Annotated in this window: 16 protein-coding genes and 1 pseudogene; 4 read left to right on the top strand and 13 right to left on the bottom strand. The window is 69.7% G+C overall.

The features are described from left to right. The coding region (locus ACFU5M_RS13315) for an amino acid adenylation domain-containing protein (protein WP_379048535.1) at window positions 1–7,473 on the top strand (7,473 nt) is incomplete at its 5' end. 200 nt (window positions 7,474–7,673) lie between these two features. After that, window positions 7,674–8,273, top strand: coding sequence for a Uma2 family endonuclease (locus ACFU5M_RS13310; RefSeq protein WP_379048533.1), 600 nt, complete (start codon window positions 7,674–7,676; stop codon window positions 8,271–8,273). A gap of 292 nt (window positions 8,274–8,565) precedes the next feature. Here the strand turns inward: ACFU5M_RS13310 and ACFU5M_RS13305 are convergent, their stop codons facing one another. Further along, on the bottom strand, window positions 8,566–9,123 hold the full coding sequence (locus ACFU5M_RS13305; protein ID WP_379048531.1) for a peroxiredoxin-like family protein: 558 nt from the start codon (window positions 9,121–9,123) through the stop codon (window positions 8,566–8,568). Window positions 9,124–9,194: 71 nt separating this feature from the next. Here ACFU5M_RS13305 and ACFU5M_RS13300 point away from each other — a divergent pair, with 71 nt between their 5' ends. Then, window positions 9,195–9,806: a TetR/AcrR family transcriptional regulator gene (locus ACFU5M_RS13300; RefSeq protein ID WP_379048529.1), complete on the top strand. Its 612-nt coding sequence runs from the start codon at window positions 9,195–9,197 to the stop codon at window positions 9,804–9,806. 16 nt (window positions 9,807–9,822) lie between these two features. Here the strand turns inward: ACFU5M_RS13300 and ACFU5M_RS13295 are convergent, their stop codons facing one another. Continuing rightward, window positions 9,823–10,959, bottom strand: a complete 1,137-nt coding sequence (locus ACFU5M_RS13295) for a GDSL-type esterase/lipase family protein (protein WP_379048527.1) — start codon at window positions 10,957–10,959, stop codon at window positions 9,823–9,825. 108 nt (window positions 10,960–11,067) lie between these two features. Here ACFU5M_RS13295 and ACFU5M_RS13290 point away from each other — a divergent pair, with 108 nt between their 5' ends. Then, on the top strand, window positions 11,068–11,541 hold the full coding sequence (locus ACFU5M_RS13290) for a MarR family winged helix-turn-helix transcriptional regulator (protein WP_379048525.1): 474 nt from the start codon (window positions 11,068–11,070) through the stop codon (window positions 11,539–11,541). Between the two features lie 250 nt (window positions 11,542–11,791). Here ACFU5M_RS13290 and ACFU5M_RS13285 read toward each other — a convergent pair whose 3' ends face one another. The 11 genes and pseudogenes from ACFU5M_RS13285 to ACFU5M_RS13235 form a co-directional block, all read right to left on the bottom strand. Then, complete coding sequence (locus tag ACFU5M_RS13285) at window positions 11,792–12,568, bottom strand: SDR family oxidoreductase (protein ID WP_379048523.1); 777 nt, start codon at window positions 12,566–12,568, stop codon at window positions 11,792–11,794. Between the two features lie 94 nt (window positions 12,569–12,662). Next, window positions 12,663–12,794, bottom strand: coding sequence for a CGNR zinc finger domain-containing protein (locus ACFU5M_RS13280; protein WP_379048542.1), 132 nt, complete (start codon window positions 12,792–12,794; stop codon window positions 12,663–12,665). 24 nt (window positions 12,795–12,818) lie between these two features. Beyond that, window positions 12,819–13,085, bottom strand: a pseudogene (locus tag ACFU5M_RS13275) (ABATE domain-containing protein); the annotation flags it as partial. Window positions 13,086–13,095: 10 nt separating this feature from the next. Next, window positions 13,096–14,046 (bottom strand): helix-turn-helix transcriptional regulator, encoded by a 951-nt coding sequence (locus ACFU5M_RS13270; protein WP_379048521.1) that lies wholly within the window; start codon window positions 14,044–14,046, stop codon window positions 13,096–13,098. Window positions 14,047–14,148: 102 nt separating this feature from the next. Then, complete coding sequence (locus ACFU5M_RS13265; RefSeq protein ID WP_379048540.1) at window positions 14,149–15,870, bottom strand: TerD family protein; 1,722 nt, start codon at window positions 15,868–15,870, stop codon at window positions 14,149–14,151. A 69-nt stretch (window positions 15,871–15,939) separates the two neighbouring features. Further along, complete coding sequence (locus ACFU5M_RS13260; protein ID WP_379048519.1) at window positions 15,940–16,470, bottom strand: hypothetical protein; 531 nt, start codon at window positions 16,468–16,470, stop codon at window positions 15,940–15,942. Between the two features lie 101 nt (window positions 16,471–16,571). Next, window positions 16,572–17,372 (bottom strand): family 1 encapsulin nanocompartment shell protein, encoded by an 801-nt coding sequence (locus ACFU5M_RS13255; RefSeq protein WP_379048517.1) that lies wholly within the window; start codon window positions 17,370–17,372, stop codon window positions 16,572–16,574. Beyond that, window positions 17,369–18,421: a Dyp-type peroxidase gene (locus tag ACFU5M_RS13250; RefSeq protein WP_379048515.1), complete on the bottom strand. Its 1,053-nt coding sequence runs from the start codon at window positions 18,419–18,421 to the stop codon at window positions 17,369–17,371. Before ACFU5M_RS13250 ends, ACFU5M_RS13255 begins: the two co-directional genes overlap by 4 nt. A 55-nt stretch (window positions 18,422–18,476) precedes the next feature. Further along, on the bottom strand, window positions 18,477–18,803 hold the full coding sequence (locus ACFU5M_RS13245) for a cupin domain-containing protein (protein WP_379048513.1): 327 nt from the start codon (window positions 18,801–18,803) through the stop codon (window positions 18,477–18,479). A gap of 199 nt (window positions 18,804–19,002) precedes the next feature. Next, complete coding sequence (locus ACFU5M_RS13240) at window positions 19,003–19,509, bottom strand: dihydrofolate reductase (RefSeq protein WP_379048511.1); 507 nt, start codon at window positions 19,507–19,509, stop codon at window positions 19,003–19,005. Then, the gene (locus ACFU5M_RS13235) at window positions 19,506–20,342 is read right to left on the bottom strand and encodes a thymidylate synthase (protein WP_379048509.1); all 837 of its coding nucleotides are present in this window, start codon (window positions 20,340–20,342) and stop codon (window positions 19,506–19,508) included. The genes ACFU5M_RS13240 and ACFU5M_RS13235 overlap by 4 nt, the downstream gene beginning before the upstream one ends. Between the last annotated feature and the right edge of the window lie 40 nt (window positions 20,343–20,382).

The raw sequence follows: 20,382 nt of genomic DNA, 5'->3' as shown, positions 1-20,382 counted from the left end.
ATCGAGCTGGGTGAGATCGAGGCTGCGTTGTTGGCGTTGCCGGAGGTTGCGCAGGCGGCGGTGATCGCGAAGTCGGATCCGAAGACCGGTGACCGGCTGGTGGCCTACCTGGTCGCTGCCGACGAAGCCGGTGTCGATGTGGCGCAGGTGAAGTCGGAACTGTCGGCCGGGTTGCCGTCGTACATGGTGCCCGCCGCGTTCGTGGTCCTGGACGCTCTGCCGTTGAACGTCAACGGCAAGCTCGACCGCAAGGCGCTACCGGAGCCGGAGTTCGAGGTTCAGGCCTTCCGTGCGCCGTCGACTCCGATCGAGGAGATCGTGGCTTCGGTGTACGCCGAGGTGCTCGGCGTCGAGCGGGTCGGTGCCGACGACGACTTCTTCGCGCTCGGTGGTAATTCGTTGCTGGCGACGCAGGTCGCGGCGCGTCTCGGCGCGGCACTGGACGCCCGCGTCCCGGTGCGTGTGCTGTTCGAAGCCTCCACGGTGGCCGGACTCGCCGCCAAGGCCGAGCAGCACGCGGGGGCCGGTGGCCGTCGTGAGCTGGTGGCCGGGCCGCGCCCGGAGCACATTCCGCTGTCGCTGGCGCAGCAGCGCATGTGGTTCCTCAACCAGTTCGACACCGCCTCGGCGGTGAACAACATCCCGGTGGCCGTGCGGCTCACCGGCGAACTGGATGTCGAAGCGCTGCAACTGGCGGTCGGGGATGTCATCGCCAGGCACGAGACGCTGCGCACCGTCTACCCCGAACAGGACGGCGCGGCGCATCAGGTGATCGTCCCGGCCGAACGGGCCGTGCCGAACCTGACGCCGGAAGCGGTCGCCGCCGAGGACATCCGGCACCGGATCATCGAGGTGATCTCGGCCGGATTCGACGTGACCACCGAGGTTCCGTTGCGGGCCAAACTGTTCCGCGTGACGGATGCGGAGGCCGGCACGGCGTACGTGCTCGTGTTCGTCGCGCATCACATCAGCGCGGACGGCTGGTCGATGGGCCCGCTGACCCGTGACGTGATGCTGGCCTACGCGGCCCGCTCGGCCGGGGTGGAACCGGGCTGGGCGCCGCTGCCGGTGCAGTACGCCGACTTCAGCCTGTGGCAGCGCGACGTGCTCGGCTCCGAGACCGACCCCGACAGCCTGATCACACAGCAGGCCGAATACTGGCGCACGGCGCTGGCCGGCCTGCCCGACGAGCTCAACCTGCCCGCCGACCGGCCGCGTCCGACGACGCAGTCGTTCGCCGGTGGACGGGTGGTGTTCCCGATCTCCGGCGAGCTGCACGGCAGGCTCACCGAGATCGCCAGGGAGCAGAACGCGACGCTGTTCATGGTCGTGCACGCCGCGCTCGCGCTGTTCCTCGCGCGCATGTCCGGCACCGACGACATCGCTGTCGGCACGCCCATCGCGGGCCGTGGCGAAGCCGAGCTCGACGACGTGATCGGCATGTTCGTCAACACACTGGTGCTGCGCTCGCACGTGGACGGCGACTTGACCTTCGACCAGTTCCTGGCCCGCACCAAGGACGCCGATCTCCAGGCGTTCGCGCACGCGGACCTGCCGTTCGAGCGGCTGGTGGAACTGCTCAACCCGGAGCGCTCCACCGCCCGCCACCCGCTGTTCCAGGTGGCGCTGTCGTTCGAGAACCTGCCCGAGAGCAGCTTCGAACTGCCCGGACTGCATGTGGGCGCGGTCGATTTCGACGTCGACACCGCCAAGTTCGACCTGTCGCTGACCATCCGCGAGGCAGGGGAGAACCCCGACGACGCGGGCATGTACGCGGAGTTCTCCTTCGCGCGCGACCTGTTCGACGACGAGACGGTGCGGGTGTTCGCCGAGCGCTTCACCAGGCTGCTCACCGCGATCACCGCCGACCGCCAGACCCCGATCGGCGACCTGCCGCTGCTGGACACCGCCGAGTTCCACCTGCTCACGCACGTGCAGGGCGAGGACGTCATGGCCACCGGCCTGTTGCCCGACCTGCTGCAGTACGGCGCGCGGCTGGACCCGGAGCAGATCGCGGTGCGCTACCAGGGCCGTTCGATCACCTACCGCGAACTGGACGAGTACTCCTCGCGCCTGGCGCGGGTGCTCATCTCGCGCGGTGTGGGACCGGAGCGCATCGTGGCGCTGTCGTTCCCGCGTTCCTACGAGATGGTCGCGGCGTTCTGGGCGGTGGCGAAGGCCGGTGGCGCGCACGTGCCGGTGGACCCGACCTACCCCGAAGACCGCATGCGGCACATGGTCAACGACTCCGGCGCGGTCATCGGCATCACCGCCGGCGAGTACGTCGACCGGCTGCCGCGCGACGTGGAGTGGCTGCGGATCGACGACCCGGCGCTCGGCGAGCTGGTCGAAAGTCAGTCCGCCGAACGGGTCACCGACGCCGACCGGATCTCGTCGCTGGCCATGCGCCACCCGGCGTACGTCATCTACACCTCCGGTTCGACCGGTATGCCCAAGGGCGTCACCGTGACCCACGCGGGCATGGGCGGACTGGTCGGCGTCGCGGCGGATCTGTACCAGCTGGAATCGCACCACCGGTTCCTGCACATCTGCTCGCCGAGCTTCGACCCGTCGGTGCTCGAATGGCTGTGCGCCGCCTACACCGGCGCGACGCTGGTGGTCGTGCCGTCCACCATCATCGGCGGCCCGGATCTGGCGGAGCTGCTGCGCACCGAGCGGGTGAGCCACACGATCATCACCCCCGCGGTGCTGGGCACGGTCGATCCGGAAGGCATGGAGGCGCTCGAGGTGGCGTCGGTCGGCGGTGACATCACCACGCCGGAACTGCTGGCCAAGTGGTGGCCGGGCCGCAAGTACTTCAACGCCTACGGCCCGACCGAGACGACGATCATCTCGTCCTACGCTCAGCTCACCCCGGGCAGGCACATCACCATCGGCCGTCCGGTGCGCGGCATGTCCGCGCTGGTGCTGGACAACCGGCTCAACCCGGTGCCCCCCGGCGTCGCGGGCGAGCTGTATCTGGCCGGTGGCGCGCTGGCACGCGGCTACCACAACCGCCCCGACCTCACCGCGGAACGGTTCGTCGCCAACCCGTGGAGCGACGAGGGCGCGCGGATGTACCGCACCGGTGACGTGGTGCGCTGGTTCGCCGAACCCGGCGAACGGGCCGGCAACGCCGCGGTGGCGTCGGTGCGCTGGGAGCTGGATTACGTGGGCCGCTCGGACTTCCAGGTGAAGATCCGCGGCTTCCGCATCGAGCTCGGCGAGATCGACACCGTGCTCGCGAGCCACGAGGACGTCGAGTACGCGATCACGATCGGCCGCAAGACCGAGGCGGGCGCGACGATTCTGGTGTCCTACGTGCTGGCCGCGCCCGGTCGCGAGATCGACACCGCGAGGCTGAGTGAGTACGCCTCGCGCACCCTGCCGCCGCACATGGTGCCGACGGCGATCGTGGTGATCGACGAGATCCCGCTGACCCCGGTCGGCAAGCTGGACCGCAAGGCGCTGCCCGAGCCCGAGTTGGCCCCGCGCGAATTCCGTGCGCCGGCCAGCGAGGTGGAGGCCGTCATCGCCGAGGTGTTCGCCGAGGTACTCGGTGTCGAGCAGATCGGGTTGGACGACTCGTTCTTCGCCCTCGGCGGCGACAGCATCCTGTCCATCCAGCTGGTCTCCCGGGCCAAGGCGCGCGGCGTGCGGTTCACCCCGCGTGACGTGTTCGAGCGGCGCAGCGTGGCCTCGCTGGCCGAGATCGCCGTGCTCGGCACGGGCACCGAACAGGCGAAGCTGGAGGAGCTGCCCGGCGGCGGTGTCGGCGAGATCCCGCTGACCCCGATCATGCGGCAGATCCTCGCGAGCGGCTCGTCGTATCAGCGGTTCTCGCAGACCATGGCGCTGCGGCTGCCCGACGGCATCGACCGGGACACCCTGGTCGCCACCATCGCGGCGGTGTTCGACCACCACGACGTGCTGCGGTCGCGGTTGCGCCGCACCGGCACGGACTGGACGTTCGAGGCGCTGCCACGCGGCGCGGTGGACGTCGACGCTCTGGTGCACCGCGTGGACCTGGCCGCCGACACCGACGAGGCGGAGCTGGCCCGGGTCGCCACCGAGGCGCTCGACGGTGCGCTGGGCGGGCTCGATCCGGCGAATGCCGCGATGGCGCAGTTCGTCTGGTTCGCCTTCTCGGCGGGAGCGACGGACCCGGAGCAGGCAGCTCGCGTAACCACGGAGGGACCCGCAGACGCCGCCGTCGGGCACCGCGAGCGGCGTGACGTGCTGCTCATCGTCGCGCACCACTTCGTGGTCGACGGCGTGTCCTGGCGCATCCTGATCCCGGATCTTGCGGTCGCCTGGTCCCAGCTGGTCGCCGGTCAGCCGGTGACGCTGCCCGCCAACGGCACCTCGATGCGGCGCTGGGCGCACAGCTTGGTGGAGGCCGCGAGCGCGCCGGAACGGGTCGCGGAACTGCCGTTCTGGCAGCAGGTTTCGTCCACCCCGGATCCGCTGCTCGGTGAGCGTCCGTTCGATCCGGCGGTGGACACCTTCGCCACCGTCGAGCGGGTCGAGGTCACCGTGCCCGCCGAGGTCACCGACGCGGTGCTCACCGCGATCCCGGGCCTGTACCGGGGCGGTGTGAACGACGGCCTGCTCTCGGCACTGGCGATGGCGGTCGCCCGCTGGCGCGGCGACGATTCGGACGCCGCGCTGATCAAGCTGGAAGGCCACGGTCGGGAAGAGGACGTGGTGGCGGGCGCGGATCTGTCGCGCACGGTCGGCTGGTTCACCTCGGCCTACCCGGTCCGGCTCGATCTGGCCGGCGCCGACCTCACCGACGCGTTCGCCGGTGGCGCCGCGCTGGGTGAGATCGTGAAGTCGATCAAGGAGCAGTTGCTCGCGGTGCCCGACAAGGGCCTCGGCTACGGCTTGCTGCGGCAGCTGAATCCGGAGACCGCGCCGAGCCTCGGCGGCGCGGGTGGGAGCAGGGCGGGATCCGACGCAGCGCAGATCAGCTTCAACTACCTGGGCCGGATGTCGGCCGGGGAGATCCCCGAGCAGCTCGCCGAGATCGGCTGGGTGCCGGTGGCCGACCTGGGTCAGCTGGATGTCGACATGGACCTCGACATGCCCGCCAACGCGTCGATCGACATCAACGCGATCGTCACCGACTCCGACGAGGGGCCCAGCCTCGGCGCGTCGTTCGCCTTCCCGACCGGCCTGCTGACCCGGGAACGGGTGCAGGAGTTCGCGCAGTTGTGGGTCGAGGCGCTCACCGCGCTGGCCACGCACGCGCGGCGCACGGACGCGGGCGGCTTCACGCCGTCGGACATGCCGCTGGTGCGGGTGGGGCAGCAGGACATCGAGCAGTGGGAACGGACCTACCCGGCGATGGCCGAGGTGTGGCCGCTCTCGCCGCTGCAGTCGGGTCTGCTGTTCCACGCGATGATGACCCAGGCCACCGTGGACGTGTACACCATGCAGGCCGTGGTGGACCTGGGCGGCGAGCTGGACGTGGCGCGCCTGCGGGCCGCGGCCCAAGGCATCGTCGACCGGTACCCCAACCTGCGCACCGCGTTCGTCACCGACAACGACGGCCAAGCCGTGCAGGTGGTGCTGGATCGGGTCGAGGCGCCGTGGCGCGAAGTGGATCTCACCGATCTGCCCGCCGAGCAGCGGACCGCGGAACTGCGCAGGCGGGTCGCGGCCGAGCAGGCGACGCACTTCGACATGGCCACCCCGCCGCTGATCCGGTTCACGTTGCTGCGCAGCGACGCCGCGCAATGGCACCTGGCCATCACCACCCACCACATCCTGCTGGACGGCTGGTCGATGCCGCTGCTCATGCGGGACCTGCTGGTGCTGTACGCGGTGCGCGGCGACCAGACCGCGCTGCCGCGGGTGGCCTCCTACCGCAACTTCCTCGGCTGGCTGGCCGGGCGCGACCGGGACGCCTCGCTGCGCGCCTGGTCGGCGGCGCTGGAGGGCGTCAACGAACCGACCCAGCTCGCTCCGCAGCCGCGTGCCGCGGAGAACTACGAGATCGGCAAGGTGGTCACCGAACTCGACGCCGACCGCACCCGCCGGATCACCAAGCACGCCGCCGAACTGGGCGTCACGGTGAACACGCTGGTACAAGCCGCCTGGGGCATCCTGCTCGGGCGTCTCACCGGCCGCGGTGACGTGGTGTTCGGCGCGACGGTGTCCGGCCGCCCGGCCGAGCTACCCGGCGTCGAGTCGATGGTGGGTCTGTTCATCAACACGCTGCCGGTGCGGCTGCGCATCGATGACCGCCAGAGCATCGGCGAACTGCTGGCGCGCCTGCAGGGCGACCAGGCCGGTCTGCTCGAGCACCACTACGTGGGGCTCACCGACATCCAGCGGGTGGCGGGCACCGGGTCGCTGTTCGACACGCTGCTGGTGTTCGAGTCGTATCCGATGGACAAGGAGGCGATCTCGGCTGCCAGCTCGATCGATGGCATGTCGGTGACCGGTGTCGGCGTCAACGACGCCACGCACTACCCGATGACCCTGCTGGTGATCGCGGAGTCCACCATCGAGCTGACCCTGAAGTACCTGGGCAGCCGGTTCAGCGCCGAAGAGGTCGAGATCCTCGCCGAGCGGCTGGTGCGGGTGCTGGAGGCGCTGCTCGGCGATCCGGACGCGCTGGTCGGCGACATCGACATCCTCGACGAAGGCGAACGGGCGCGGCTGTTGGCCGAATCCGGCATCACCGCAGCGGCTTCCACGCCGGAACCGGTCGGCCGGGTCGGCGCGCGCACGGTGGCCAAGGTGCTCGCCGAGGTCGTCGAAGAGGACCCGGATGCGCCCGCGCTGCTGGCCGGTGCGGACGAGGTCGCCTACCACGTGCTGGATCGGCGCTCCTCCCAGCTGGCCCGGGTGCTCATCGATCGTGGCGCCGGACCGGGCGACGTCGTCGCGGTGACGCTGCCGCGTTCGGTGGACGCGGTGGTCGCGGCCTGGGCGGTCCAGAAGGCCGGCGCGGCATGCCTGTTCGCGGGCGACCTCACCGCCGACCAGTGGACCGCCGCGGGCGCCGGATTCGGGATCACCGCCGAACCGGTGACCGACGGCGACATCCGCTGGGTGGCGCTCGCCGACGCCCAGGTGCAGCAGGAAATCGCCGCGGCGGCCGCGCATCCGGTCTCCTACGCCGACCGGGTCCGCCCGCTCGGCGAGGACCACCCGGCCTTCGTCGTCGCCACGGCGGACGTGGTGGTCTCGCTCACCCAGTCCGAGGCACTGGACGAGGCCGAACGGGTCCGCGAGGAGCACGAGATCGACTTCGAGTCGACCACGTACACCACCGCGGTCTCCGGCCGCCCAGCCGTCCTGGAGTTCCTGACCTCCGCCACCGCGGGCGCGCTGTCCGTCGTCCCGACCGGCGACCTCGACACCGACCTCACCGAGGGCGAGGTCACCCACTGGTTCGTGAGCCCGGACGAAGCGACCGACGCGGCGGACGACGAGATCACGATCGTGATCGCGGAGTAGCGGTACGCGCCCGGCTTCTCGGCAAGGAGCAGTGGCTCCCTCCCGCATTGGGAGGGGCCACTGCGCTCAGCGGAAATCTGCGCTTGCTCACGAGAATCGCCCGGCCGGGGCAGTTGTGCGGACTGTTTTCCCGGCGCCTGAAGTGATCGTCGGTCGAGTCCGTGGTCCGGGTTCAGGTCCGGACTGCAATGATGTCCGCTATGAGCGCTCCCGACGAGCAAAAGGTGCTGCGTGTGACGGCCGAGCAGTTCGCCGACGGGGCGACCGCTGAGCTCGGTGACATCGAGATCGTCGACGGGCGCGTGGTTCGGCTGATGGCCCAGAGCCCCGTGCACAGTCGGGTGGTCCGGCGGCTGGCGGGGATGCTGGAGGCGGCCCGGCGCGACGGCGGGCCGTGCATGGTCGTGGACTCCGACGTTGCCGCACGATTCGCTGACGCCGAATCCGCGGCGGCGGATCGGCGGTTGAACATTCGCTACCCCGACATCTGGATCCGGGACTGCGAACCTTACGACGTCAACGTGGTGCGTGAGCACATCCTGCTGGTGGTCGAGGTCACTTCCGAATCGACCATCGATGCCGATATCAACGACAAACGAATTCAATACGCGGCCGCAGGTATTCCTCGGTACCTGATCGTCCGGCTGGACCAGAAGGAAGAACGTATCGAAGAGATCGAGGAATACCGTCTCGACTGGTCCGGTCGCCGCTATCTCGCCCACACCGTCCATCGACGTGTACTGCTACTCGACGACCCGGTCGAAGCGACCATCCCATTCGCCGTACTGGAACAGCCCTGACAACTTCGCCGCCGACTCCGATCCGTTCGGTCGCGAGTGGCACATGGTTGCGGTGAAGTGCGAGAAACCCCTCCGCCATGTGCCACTCGTGGAGCGGTCAGCTTTTCGTGGGGAGCGATTGCATGACCACGCCGTTCACGCTCATCAGGTGGTGTGGAGGGTGGAGCGCACGGTAAGGGAACTTTGCGGAAGGCGTAGGTGACGTCGACGGCGCCGTAGCCGAACGCACCGGCGAGCAGTCCGCCGGAGACCAGGGCGAATGCTCGTGCGAGGAGGGGGCGTTCGGCAAGCTTCACGCGTGACGCTCCGCCGGGGCGAGCGCCAGCAGTTCGTCGACCGACCATTGGTCGTAGACGTGCGCGCCGTGCTTCGCGGCGAGTACGCGGCCGTCGGGGGCGATCAGGAAGTCGGCGGGCAGCCCGAGGCTGCCGCCCTCGGGCTTGGTGGGCGGAGCGACCTGCCTGCGGCGCAGCGTCGCGTAAGCGGCGTGGGCCACGCCGCGCACGATAGCGGGCCAGCCGCGCGGGTCGAGCAGCGCGCGGGGTGAGGTCTCGACGCCGAATTCGCGGTAGAGCTTGCGGTCCGGATCGGCGATCACATGCAGCGGCAGTTCGGCGGTGTACTTGCGCAATTCCTCTGCGCCGGAATGGAAGACGACCACTTCGCGGATGCCCGCGGCGGCGATCTCGGCGCGACGGTCGACGATCGAGCGCAGGTGCAGGTTACACACCGGACATCCGGCGAAGCGGCGGAACTGGAGGTGGATCAGCTGATCGGGATCCGGTATCCCGACCCGAGCGCCGGAGATGGCGACCAGGGTTCGACCGGAGACTGCGGTCGGCAGCGACATGGGAGCTCCTCTCGTAGGTGTACCTCATACACCTACGACAAGTATGCGCGTAGCTTGTACGCTGTCAATCCGTGCCCCGTCCCCGCTCGCTGACCACTGCCGATCTCGTCGCGGCTGCCCTCGCCGTCGTCGATCGTGACGGGCTGTCCGCGCTGACCATGCGTGCGGTGGCCGAGGAACTGCGTATGGCCACCATGGCCCTGTATCGCTACGTACGCGACCGCGATGCGCTCGAGGTGCTGGTGACCGACCACGTGTTCGCATCGATCGACACATCGCTTCCCGCCGGAAGTAACTGGAGAGAGCGCGTGACGGTGCTGCTCGAACACATCCGTGACGGGTTCTCGGCCCATCCGGCTGCCGTGCCGCTCGTGCTGCGGCATCGGCAGTCGTCGGTGGAATCGCTGCGCGTGATGGAGGCGATGCTCGCCGTGCTCACCGAGGGCGGGTTCACCGGACGCGCCCGCGTCATCGCGCAGCGCACGCTGATCGCCTTTCTGATCGGCTACCTCCAGAACAAGCACTACGCGCCGTTGCGGGGGACGGGGACGATCGTGCTGGCCGACCTCCCCGCCGAGGACTATCCGTATCTGGCGCAGACCGCGGGCCAGGCCAAGGGCATGTCGGCCGATGACGAATTCCGAGGCGGCGTCGAGATCGTGCTGCGCGGTCTGGAGCCTTAGCGGGTGGCGCGCCGCCTCAGCCGAAAAGTGTTGTCACGTCTATTGTTCCGGCCATCGCCCGCGCCCCGGCATCATTGATGTGCATGCCGTCGCCGCTGTCGAAATCGGGGCGGATGAAGTCGGGCCGTTCCGGATCCTCGACCGCGCGCGCCACGTCGAACACCGAATCGAAGACATCGGAGCCGCGCAGCCATTCGTTCACGCGCCGACGGGCCGGCTGCGCCTCGGCCACATGCAGGTCTTCGTAGATGACGCCGGCGTAGGGGCCGATCGTGGCGGCGTGGACGGTGAGCCCCGCCGCGTGCGCCCGTCGCGCGAGGGTGGTGAAGCCCGCGATCAGCTCGTCCGCGGTCGCGGGGGGTTGCCCGGTCATGCCGCCGAGGCCGAGATCGTTGATGCCGAAGTTGATCAGCACGCTGGTCACGCCGGGCACACCGAGCGCGTCGCGGTCGAAGCGCGCCATGCCCGCCTCGCCCACTCGGTCGAGCAGTAGCCGGTTTCCCGCGATGCCCTGGTTGACCACCCAGCCGTGGTTCAGGCGCTCGTTGAGGACATCCACCGACCGGCGATTGGCTCCCGGTGTGGTGCCGACGCCTTCGAACCAGGAATCGCCGAACGCGACGGCAACCGGCGTTTCCGCGGGCGCGAGCACGTCGACGCCGACCACGTAGAACCGTCCGGGGAACTCCTCCGCGGTGGCGAGCGTGCCCTCGGAGACGACGTTGCCGTCCGCGATGTAAGCGATTTCGCCGGGTTGGTGCGAGAAGGTCGCCAGGCCGGTGGGGCCGGGGAGGTACAGGCTCAACGCAAGATCCGTACCCGCCGGGACGGCGAGATCCACCGGGTCGCTGAACACGTCGCCGCCCACCGGCACGACCACCTGCTCGACGCCGCCGAACCGCAGCGCGGCGCCGGTCTCGGCGACGATCTCGCTACCCGTCTTGCGCAGGGCGACGTGCGCCGCGCCGACCGTCAGCGGCGTCTTCCCAAAACGGTTGGTCAGCCCGACACGCACCTGCGCACCGCCGCCCGCCAAGTGCAGCACCTGGCGCACCGTCTGGTCGGTGAACGCACGGGAGTCGGCGAACTTGATCGGCTCGTCCGGGCCGATCACGGCGGTGCGGAATCCGGCGACCCAAGCGGTGGACGACATGGAGACCTCCATTAGTTGCTCCGAGGAATAATGCGTACGCATATTTCTACGACTACTTCTTCCTCGTGTCAACTATCCGCAGAGAAAACACTGGGGTAGGTTTCGTCCATGGACGTGACCGAGTTGTTCGACGACCCGCGTCTGACGACGATGGGTCTGCTGTTCGAGGCGCACGGCGGAGTGGTCGCCAAACTGGAGCCGGTGTGGAAGGCGCACGGCTTGTCCGGCTTGGATCTGAACGCCTTGATGCGGCTGAGCCGTTCGCCGGGGCGTCGGCTGCGCATGTCGGAGCTGGCGGTGCAGACCGCGCTGTCCACCAGCGGCGTCACCCGGCTGGTCGATCGTCTGGCCCGCGGCGGACTGGTGGAACGCGAACTGGACCCGGAGGATCGGCGCAGCGCCTACGCGGTGCTCACCGAGGCGGGCGCGGCGCGGCTCGCGCAGGTGCTGCCGGACTATCTCACCGCCGTCGACCGCTGGTTCGTCGGGTTGCTGACACCCGCGCAGCTGGCGGCGTTGTCCGAGGCGCTGCGCATCGTCCGGGATACGTCCAACCCCGAAGCGACCTTTCGGATGGACTGAGCGTCAGTCCGCGTTCGCGGCGAGCAGCCGTTCCAGGCCGTCCGATCGCCACCGATGGCGGGCGGCGCCATCTCACCGACCATCAGATCGACGATGCCGTCGAGCAGGTCGTTGTTGTTCCGCACGCGGTTGTACGGCGACATCGCCTCGACGCAGAGCGTCTGCGCGAACCGAGCCTCGGCGGTGGGCCACGCGGCCGCAGGGCACGCCCAGGGCAAGACGGTGATCGTCGTCCGAACCGGCGGCCGGGTCATCCGGCCAGGACCGCGCCCCGGCGCTGCGCCAGGTAGTCCGCCCAGGTCAGCTCGCCGACGTCGGCGCCGTCGGTCACCAGGTTCTCGCCCGCGCGGTAGACGCGGCCGGCTTTGCCCGGCACCCGGACGCTCAGCAGCGCGCGCCGCTTGCCCAGCACTGCCAAGTAGTCCCGGACCAGGTCACGCATTCCGATTACCTCGGGTCCCACCAGGTCCGGCACCCGTCCGGCGGGCGCACCGGCGGTCAACTCCGCCAGCCGGGCCGCCACCTCGCGCACGTGCACCGGCTGGAGGCGCACCCCGCCCAGGATCGGCAGCACCGGCGATTTCAGCATGGTGTCCACCAGCTTCGGCACGAAATCGTGGAACTGCGCGGCGCGCACCATGGTCCACGGGATGCCCGACTCGGCGACGGCCTGCTCGGCGGCGAACTTCGCCTGGAAGTAGGTCAGCGGAAGCAACTCGGCAGCGGTGACCGAGATGTAGACGACATGCCCGACACCCGCGACCGCCGCCGCGCGCAGCAGATTCGCGGTCGCCACGTCGTCGCCCTTCGCATCGCCCGCCAAGTGCAGGATGGTGTCCATGCCCGCCACCGCGGCGGCGATGCCCTGGTCGCGCAGCAGGTCTCCGGCGACGAACTCGATGCCGCCGTCGGCGCGACGTTCGGCGCGGCTCAGCACGCGTACGTCGGCGCCCGTGTCGCGCAGCAGCGGCAGCACCTCGCGGCCCAGGGTTCCGGTGCCGCCGGTGACCAGGATCTTCGCGGTCATGACTGTCTCCGATCTCATCGGTGCCGATGGGCGTTCCCATCGCTTCATCGAGACGACGACGCGCGGGCGCGGACTGTGACATCCCTGGCGCGGGTCACTCCTGTCCGCGGTAGCGGCGAACCTTGCTGAGGTTGCCGCAGCGGTCCATCGAGCACCAGCGGCGGCGGCCGGGCCGCGAGGCGTCGACGAAAAGCAGGCCGCAATCGCCGGCGGCGCGGACGCGGATACGGCCGCACAGCGGGCCGGTGAACAGATCAATGGCGTCACGGGCGAGCGTGGACAAGGCTGCCGCCGCCGTCGGGTGGGCGTGTCCCGCGCTGCCGTCGCCGCGCAGTTCCGGAATCAGCGACGGCTGTGCGGCGACGGCGTTGATCGCCGCGATGTCCCTCGGTGACAACGGCTCTCCCGCCGCGAGACCGTATGCCGCGCCCGCGATGGCGGCGCGCAGCGTGCGCATGGCGGGGTTCGCGGTGCCCGGCGCTGTGTGCGAGATCGAAGCCGTTGCGGCCGTTCCGGTCTGAACCGGGTCAGCCGACCGCCGCGCCGAGGCGGGCGGCGAGTTCGCGGATACGCGTGCGGAGTTCCGGTGGTTCGAGCACCCGGAAGCCGAAGCCGAAGCCGGCGACGTAGATCGCCAGTTCGTCGAGCGAATCGGATCCCGTTCGGAGCACGCAACTCTCGGCGTCCACCGCCTCGATCACTCCCACCGTCGGAGCGATGCGCTCGGCAGCCACTTCCGCCGCCACAGCCAGGGTGATGCGGGCCGCGTAGCGGTACGGCGCGGTCGTGACGCCACGGGAGAGGTATCCGGACAGGTCGGTGTCGGGCGCCTCACGCGGGGTGAAGCGTGGACCGGTGGGGATACGGGGGAGCACGCGGTCCACGCGATAGGTGCGCCAATCGGCGCGATCGACGTCCCAGCCGATCAGATACCACCGCCGACCCGTATGGACCAGGCGATGCGGCTCGGTGGTCCGCAGGGATGTGGCGCCGTCGTGCGCCCGATAGTCGAAGCGCAGGCGGTGGTTGTCGCGGATGGCGGCCGCGACGGCGGTGAGAACGTCCGGGTCGACGGTCGGACCGCCCGCGGGCACCATGACCGTCGCCGCCTGGAGCATGCCCACCCGATAGCGCAGCCGGGCGGGCAGCACCTGCTCCAGTTTGGCGAGGGCGCGCGACGAACTGTCCTCGATGCCCGCGATGGTGCCGCCCGCCGCGGTGCGCAGGCCGAGCGCCACCGCCACCGCCTCGTCGTCGTCCAGCAGCAGCGGTGGCAGCTTCGCACCCGCGCCGAGCCGGTAGCCCGCCACGCCGGGCGTCGCGTCCACCGGATAGCCCAGCGTGCGGAGTTTGTCGATATCCCGGCGGACGGTGCGCACGTCCACGTCGAGTCGGTCGGCGAGTTCGGCGCCGGTCCAGTCGCGGGGGGATTGCAACAGCGACAGCAGACGCAGTAAGCGGGCCGACGTTTCCAACACGGGGTCCAGTCTGCCGGATGCCCCTAGGGCGAGATATGTCCTAGCGACCTGGCCGAGGCGGTCGTGCTGCCGGACCGGCTCGCGGCGCCCGCTGCCCGCGTCTCAGGACTTACCGGTGCCCCGCATCCAGTCCAGTCCCCAGCCGTAGGCCTTGTCGACCTCGGTCACGCCCCAGCGCGGACGGTTCGGCGGCGGCGGGATGAAGCGGCCCGCACGGCGCACCACGAATTCCGTGCCGGTGTTCTCGATGAGCGCCAGCACCACGTCCCGGGAGCCGTCCGTGCAACCGTCAACGCTCAGTTCGATCGGCGGGGCGCTCGCCGGGTACAGCGTCGCGGTCGCCCGGATACCGCGCAAATCGGCCGCGCCGTCGTAAAGGGTGGCGAAGATCAGGATCCGGCGGAACTCGGCCGCGTGACCGAGATCGATCTCCAAGTTCTCCCCGGCGGCACTCGTCCCCGACCGGTCGTCCGCGTCCAACCGGATGAACGGCGGCCGCTCCAGCGACCCGTTGTCGCCGACCGAACGGATGTCGCCTTTACGCCCATCGGCCAGTTCCCAGAAGCAGCACAGATCCAGATCCACCGCGCCGCTCGTGCCCTGCGGCGAGGCCCAATTCAGGTTGACCCGCATGATGCCCGAAGTCGCGCCGTGCGCGGTCAGCGACAGCGAGGGAAAGTCCTTCGTCAGCGAGAGCTTGCCGAAAGGCTGTCGCGCTGACGCCGCCCACGCAGGAGCGCTGTGCCCCGCTGGTGCGGGAGCGTACCGGCCCGGTGAGTGGTGCCCAGGCGGCGACGGGTGGTGTCCCGGTGCCGGATTGAAATGAGTTGATGCGGTTGGGTTCCGGCCGTAAGGCCGGTACCCGTCCGGCGGTGGCGTCGGGTTGCCCGGCGACATGTAGTCGCTCGGCTGTGTGCGGTACTGCGGAGGTACAGGCTGGTCGGAGGGAGCCGGGTGTCCGCCCGGCGTGATGTGCTGACCAGGCGGCGGTGCGGCAGGGCTTTGCCAGGTCGGGGTGCCCGAATAACCGGCTTCGAAGGGAACCGGCGCGGAAGGCGGCTGGGCGAATCGGTTCGTTTCGGCCGCTCCCGTCTCTGGCGCGACCGGTTCGCTCGGTCGTGGCACCGGGGGCGGAGTCGACGGGCTCGGCTCGGGCGGCGTGACCTGATCCGATTCGGTAGAACCGGATCCGGGCGGATGCGCCACAAGAAGGCCAGGCTCCGGCGGTACCGTCCCGGACGGTGGCGGTGGCGGCGTGAACTCGTGCGACGGCGCGGGCGGCGGTGGCGGAGGCGCGTATTCGTGCGGCGGGGCGGGCGCTTCGTCCACGGAGATCCCGTAGTCGGTGGCGAGTCCGGCCAGACCGGAGGTGTACCCCTGGCCCACCGCGCGGAACTTCCAGCCGCCGTCGCGCCGGTACAGCTCGCCGAGTACCACCGCGGTCTCGCTCGTCGCGCCGATGCTGTCGAAGCGGGCCAGCTCCGCTTCGCTGCCCGCGTCCACGACCCGTACGAACAGTCCCTCGAGCTGCCCGACGGCGTCGCCCTCGGTAGCTGCCGCGATCACGACGCCGTCCACCTGCGGCTCGACCCGTGCCAAGTCCACGGACAGCACGTCCAGCACGATCGATCCCGTCCGCTTGCCCTCGTGGCGGACGGCCCCGGAAGGATGCGCGGGCTGGTTGTAGAAGACGAAATCGCGGTCGGATCGCACCTTTCCGGATGCAACGAGCAGTGCGGAGGCGTCGGCGTCCGCCCCGGCCGACCAGCCCACTTCGATCCGGACGGCGGAACTCGGCACGGGCACGTTGGCGCCCTTCGGCATGGACACGTCTGTCAACGTATCCGAAACCGGCGCACAGCGTCCCGCGTCCGCGCGCTCCGCCTGCGCTTCTCAGTGCGTCGGTGGCGCGATCTGCCAGTGTTCTTGTAGCGCGCCCGCGATCTGCGGGAGCACGGTCACCGGAATGCGTTTGCGCCGCAGGATCGCCCGGATCTCCGTGACCTGATCGCGTTTGCGCAGGTCGTAAGCGCCCGCGACAGGGCGGACCACCGGCGGGATGGACAGCAGGACCAGCTCGCCGTGCGGCTCGTCGCCGCCGGAAAGATCCAATGCCAGCGACCAGCGGGAGCGCTCGTCGAGGGTGAAGCGCCCGGCCACCACCCGGTCCCACGAGATGCTGGAGACCGTCCACGGCTTGCGCCGGTAGATGGCGTGGTCGGTGAGCACGATGGCGTCCCTGGTGAACAACGCGACCAGCACCGCGATACCGACGACGGCGCCGGCCAGCAGCCCGGTGAACACCCGGTTCACCCCGAACGCGGCGACGAACGAGCCGCAGATCGTGACGGTCGCCAGGATGCCGAACACGCTGTAGAGCGCGGCGCGCTGGGTCGGGACCACACCTGCCCGCACCGTTGTCATCTCACCTACCTGCCTCGGGCGCATTTCCGGCTCACGCTACCGCCTCGCGCACCGGCGCACACCTGGCGGTTTCCCAGATGTGGCCGACGCGCGAGTGGTGCTCAGACGGTCAGCGGGACCGCGGCCTCGGCGGTGTACACCAGGAACGTCAGGCTCTGCTGGAAGTACAGCTGGACCGAGGTGCTGTCGTGCGACAGGTAGCCGATGGACAGGTCTTGGCCGATGCGCAGATCGAAGTCGCCGCCGCGGGTGGTGAGCAGAATCGCGCCGTCGATGGCAGGCGCCCAGATGATCTCCCCTTCCGGGATCAGGCGCTCGATGTGCGTGCGGATCATGTGGCCGTGGTCGGAGGTTTCGCTGACCGCCGTGTACAGGTCCGCGCTGAGCAGCAGCGAGTACGGTCCGTCGACGCCGGCCAGCCGCAGGGCGCTCAACGCCTGTGCGATCGCCTCCGGGACCAGCCGGGTGTCGCCGGGCAGCGTGATCGCCTCGTTGGACGAGCTCGCGCGGATGCCGGTGATGTGCGCGGCCGGATATCCCTCGAAGATCGCCCGGTCCTCGGCGAACGCGATCTTCTTCGCGGCGTCCTTCACCGGGTCCAGGTCGGCGTCCTGGGCGCCGCGCTCCACGTTGTCGAGTTCCTCGCGGGAGAGCGTGAAGGGTACGCGCAATTCGACCAGCGGCGCGACCACCCGCCGGCGAGCGAACACTCCGGAGCCGGGGGAGTCGATCGGCGTGGTGTGCCCGGTGCCCACCGCGGAGTAGTCGACGCCGTGCGGGCCGGACAGGTCGACGACCCGGCGGCCCGCGATGTGCCGCTTGAAGGTACGCGCCGCCTCCTCCTCGATGGCCGCCCACGCCTCGGAGGTGATCGGCGCTAGTTCGCGATGGAGGTTGTTCATGACCGGGTGCTCCTTTTCAACGAGCCGATACCGAGGGCGCCGTCGCCCGAGGGCACGGCGGTGCCGGACAGTTCTGCCGAACCGGCTGAGTCCACCGACACCGCGGTTTCCGCCGTCGCCCGCGGCGCGGGCGGCAGATCGTCGAGGAAATCGACGCTGGGTGCGAAGAACGAGGTGCCGGTGCGGGCGACGGAGAAATCCAGGATGCGGTCGTAGGCGGCCTCGTCGGTGCCGAGGAACATGCGGGTGAGCATGCGCTCGGTGACGCTCGGCGTGGCCGCGTAGGCGATGTAGTACGTGCCGAACACGCCCTCGCGCACGCTGCCGAAGGGCATGTTGCCGCGCAGGATCTGGCGTTCGGTGCCGTCCGGATCGATCAGCGTGTTCACCTCGACGTGCGAGTCGGCAGGTTTGACCTCGTCGGGGAGTTCGAAATCGTCCAATTTGGTGCGGCCGATGACGCGCTCCTGCTCTTCGACCGACAGCGCGCGCCAGTCCGACAGCGGGTGGGTGTATTTCTGCACGATCACGTAGCTGCCGCCGGCGAATCGCGGGTCCTCGTCGCCCACCAGCGCGGTCGCGGCGGCCGCGCGGCCTTCCGGGTTCTCGGTGCCGTCCACGAAACCGAGCAGGTCGCGCTGCTCGAAATAGCGGAAGCCGACCGTCTCGTCCACGATCGTGCCCGCGCCCGCCAGCCGGTCGCCGATGGCCATGGCCAGCTCGAAACAGGCGTCCTGCACTTCGGATTTGATGTGGAACAGCAGGTCGCCCGGTGTCGCGGGCGCGGTGTGGCGGGCGCCGACGTAGCCGGGGAACGGATGCAGCTCAGCGGGTTTCGGCCCGGCGAAGAGACGATCCCAGGCGTCGGAACCGATCGACGTGACGCAGGTCAGATTCGCGCCCGGCAGGCGGAAGCCCACCGAACGGCGCAGGCCGGTGATGTCGGCGAGCAGGTCGCGGACCGCCGCTTCGCCACCCTCGTCGATCGTGGCGACCAAGAAGATCGCGGACGGCGTGAGCGGTTCGAGGATCGGCTGCGGCTCACCCATGATCGACACCCTAATGCCCGGTCGGTCCGGCCGCGGTGCGGACCCGCATGGGCGGCTACATCGCGACGGTCAGCAGGAACGCGACGTCGTCGATCGCCTTGACGCTGTGGCGCGCTTTGGGCACTACGATCAGGTCGCCTTCCGAGCCCTTCCATTCGTTGGCGCCGCTGAGCAGAACCAGTGTGCCGCTGAGCACCAGCAAGGTGGACTCGCCCGTGTTGTCGTGCTCGGCCAGGCTGTGCCCGGCCTTCAAACCGACCACCGTCTGCCGCAGCGAATGCGTATGGCCGCCATAGAGTGTCTGAGAACTGCGTCCGCTCGTGGCGAGGGTCGCCAGCTTCAATTGCTGGCGCGCTACCGCAGTCAGCGATTTCTTTTCCATGGACCGCCTTTCGCAAATCACCACAGCCGATGCCGGGCTGGTGGCAACGGCTCGAGGCGTTCGACCGGACGCGCGTCCGGCCACCGCATATCGAGGAGTATGCCCCAGCCGGCCGCGGTGCGGGCCGGGTTTGCCCGGCCCCGGCCCTGACGTCGGCGTTCCCGGCTCCGCGCGGCGTGGCGCTCACCGACTTCTCCCGCTAAGCGGGCCGTTCCCGGGTGTAGTGCCGGATGCGGAAGCGCAGACCGTTGGACGAGGTGCGCCAGGACTCCGGGACGTCGGGCCGCCACTGCGGTCCGATCGGCGGCGCGAAGGCGTCGCCCTCGACCGCGGTGTCGATCTCGGTGACGCGCAGGTCGGTCGCGAACTCCAGCGCGGCCCGGTAGATCTCACCGCCGCCGGCGACCCAAACCGTGTCCGGGGCGCAGGCGGCCAGCGCCTCGGACACCGACGACACGCGCTCGGCGCCTTCCGCCGACCAATCGGCCTGCCTGGTCACCACGATATTGCGCCGACCGGCCAGCGGCCGGAACCGCGGCGGCAGCGAGTCCCAGGTCCGTCGGCCCATCACCACTGGATGCCCCCAGGTGACGTCCTTGAAGTGCGCCATGTCCTCGGGCAGACGCCAGGGAATGGTGTTGCGGAAGCCGATCACCCCGTCCAGGGTCTGCGCCCAGATCAGCCCGATCACGCGGCTTTCGCTCACACCGCCACCGGGGCCTTGATGGCCGGATGAGGGTTGTAGCCGACCACTTCCACGTCCTCGTAGCGGTAGTCGAACAGCGTCGGCGCGGGACGCAACCGCAGCGTGGGGAACGGGCGGGGGTCGCGGCTCAGCTGCTCGGTGACCTGGTCGAGATGGTTGTCGTAGATGTGACAGTCCCCGCCGGTCCAGATGAAGTCACCGGGCGCCAGCTCGGTCTGCTGGGCGACCATGTGGGTGAGCAGGGCGTAGCTGGCGATGTTGAACGGCACGCCGAGGAAGAGGTCGGCGCTGCGCTGGTAGAGCTGGCAGGACAGTTTGCCGTCGGCCACGGCGAACTGGAAGAACGCGTGGCAGGGCGCCAGTGCCATCTTGCCCAGGTCGGCGACGTTCCACGCCGAGACGATGATGCGCCGGGAGTCCGGGTCGGTGCGCAAGGTTTGCAGCACCTGGGCGATCTGGTCGATGTGGGTGCCGTCCGGGGTCGGCCACGACCTCCACTGCACGCCGTAGACCGGGCCGAGTTCGCCGTCGGCGTCGGCCCATTCATCCCAGATGGAGACGCCGTGGTCGCGCAGCCAGCCGACGTTGGAGTCGCCGCGCAGGAACCACAGCAACTCGTAGACGATCGACTTGAGGTGCACCTTCTTCGTGGTGACCAGCGGGAAGCCCGCAGCGAGGTCGTAGCGCAACTGGTGGCCGAAGATGCTGCGCGTTCCGGTGCCGGTGCGATCGGCCTTCTTCGAGCCGGACGCCAGCACCAGCCGCAGCAGGTCCTCGTACTGGGTGTCGGGGGCGGAAGCCGGATCGAGCGCGTCGTGAGCCACGTCTGGCAACTCTAGTCTCCGGCGTGGCACGCACAGCGAGCCGATCGGG

The organism is Nocardia sp. NPDC057455 (assembly GCF_042802775.1).
Taxonomy (GTDB): Bacteria; Actinomycetota; Actinomycetes; order Mycobacteriales; family Mycobacteriaceae; genus Nocardia.
This window is presented reverse-complemented; position numbering and strand designations above follow the sequence as displayed.

Coding starts and splice junctions, on each gene's coding strand:
- ACFU5M_RS13250 (WP_379048515.1), bottom strand. CDS start 18,421: ATGGGTGAGCCGCAGCCGATCCTCGAACCGCTCACGCCGTCCGCGATC.
- ACFU5M_RS13255 (WP_379048517.1), bottom strand. CDS start 17,372: ATGAACAACCTCCATCGCGAACTAGCGCCGATCACCTCCGAGGCGTGG.
- ACFU5M_RS13290 (WP_379048525.1), top strand. CDS start 11,068: ATGGACGTGACCGAGTTGTTCGACGACCCGCGTCTGACGACGATGGGT.
- ACFU5M_RS13265 (WP_379048540.1), bottom strand. CDS start 15,870: ATGCCGAAGGGCGCCAACGTGCCCGTGCCGAGTTCCGCCGTCCGGATC.
- ACFU5M_RS13305 (WP_379048531.1), bottom strand. CDS start 9,123: ATGTCGCTGCCGACCGCAGTCTCCGGTCGAACCCTGGTCGCCATCTCC.
- ACFU5M_RS13310 (WP_379048533.1), top strand. CDS start 7,674: ATGAGCGCTCCCGACGAGCAAAAGGTGCTGCGTGTGACGGCCGAGCAG.
- ACFU5M_RS13295 (WP_379048527.1), bottom strand. CDS start 10,959: ATGTCGTCCACCGCTTGGGTCGCCGGATTCCGCACCGCCGTGATCGGC.
- ACFU5M_RS13245 (WP_379048513.1), bottom strand. CDS start 18,803: ATGGAAAAGAAATCGCTGACTGCGGTAGCGCGCCAGCAATTGAAGCTG.
- ACFU5M_RS13285 (WP_379048523.1), bottom strand. CDS start 12,568: ATGACCGCGAAGATCCTGGTCACCGGCGGCACCGGAACCCTGGGCCGC.
- ACFU5M_RS13260 (WP_379048519.1), bottom strand. CDS start 16,470: ATGACAACGGTGCGGGCAGGTGTGGTCCCGACCCAGCGCGCCGCGCTC.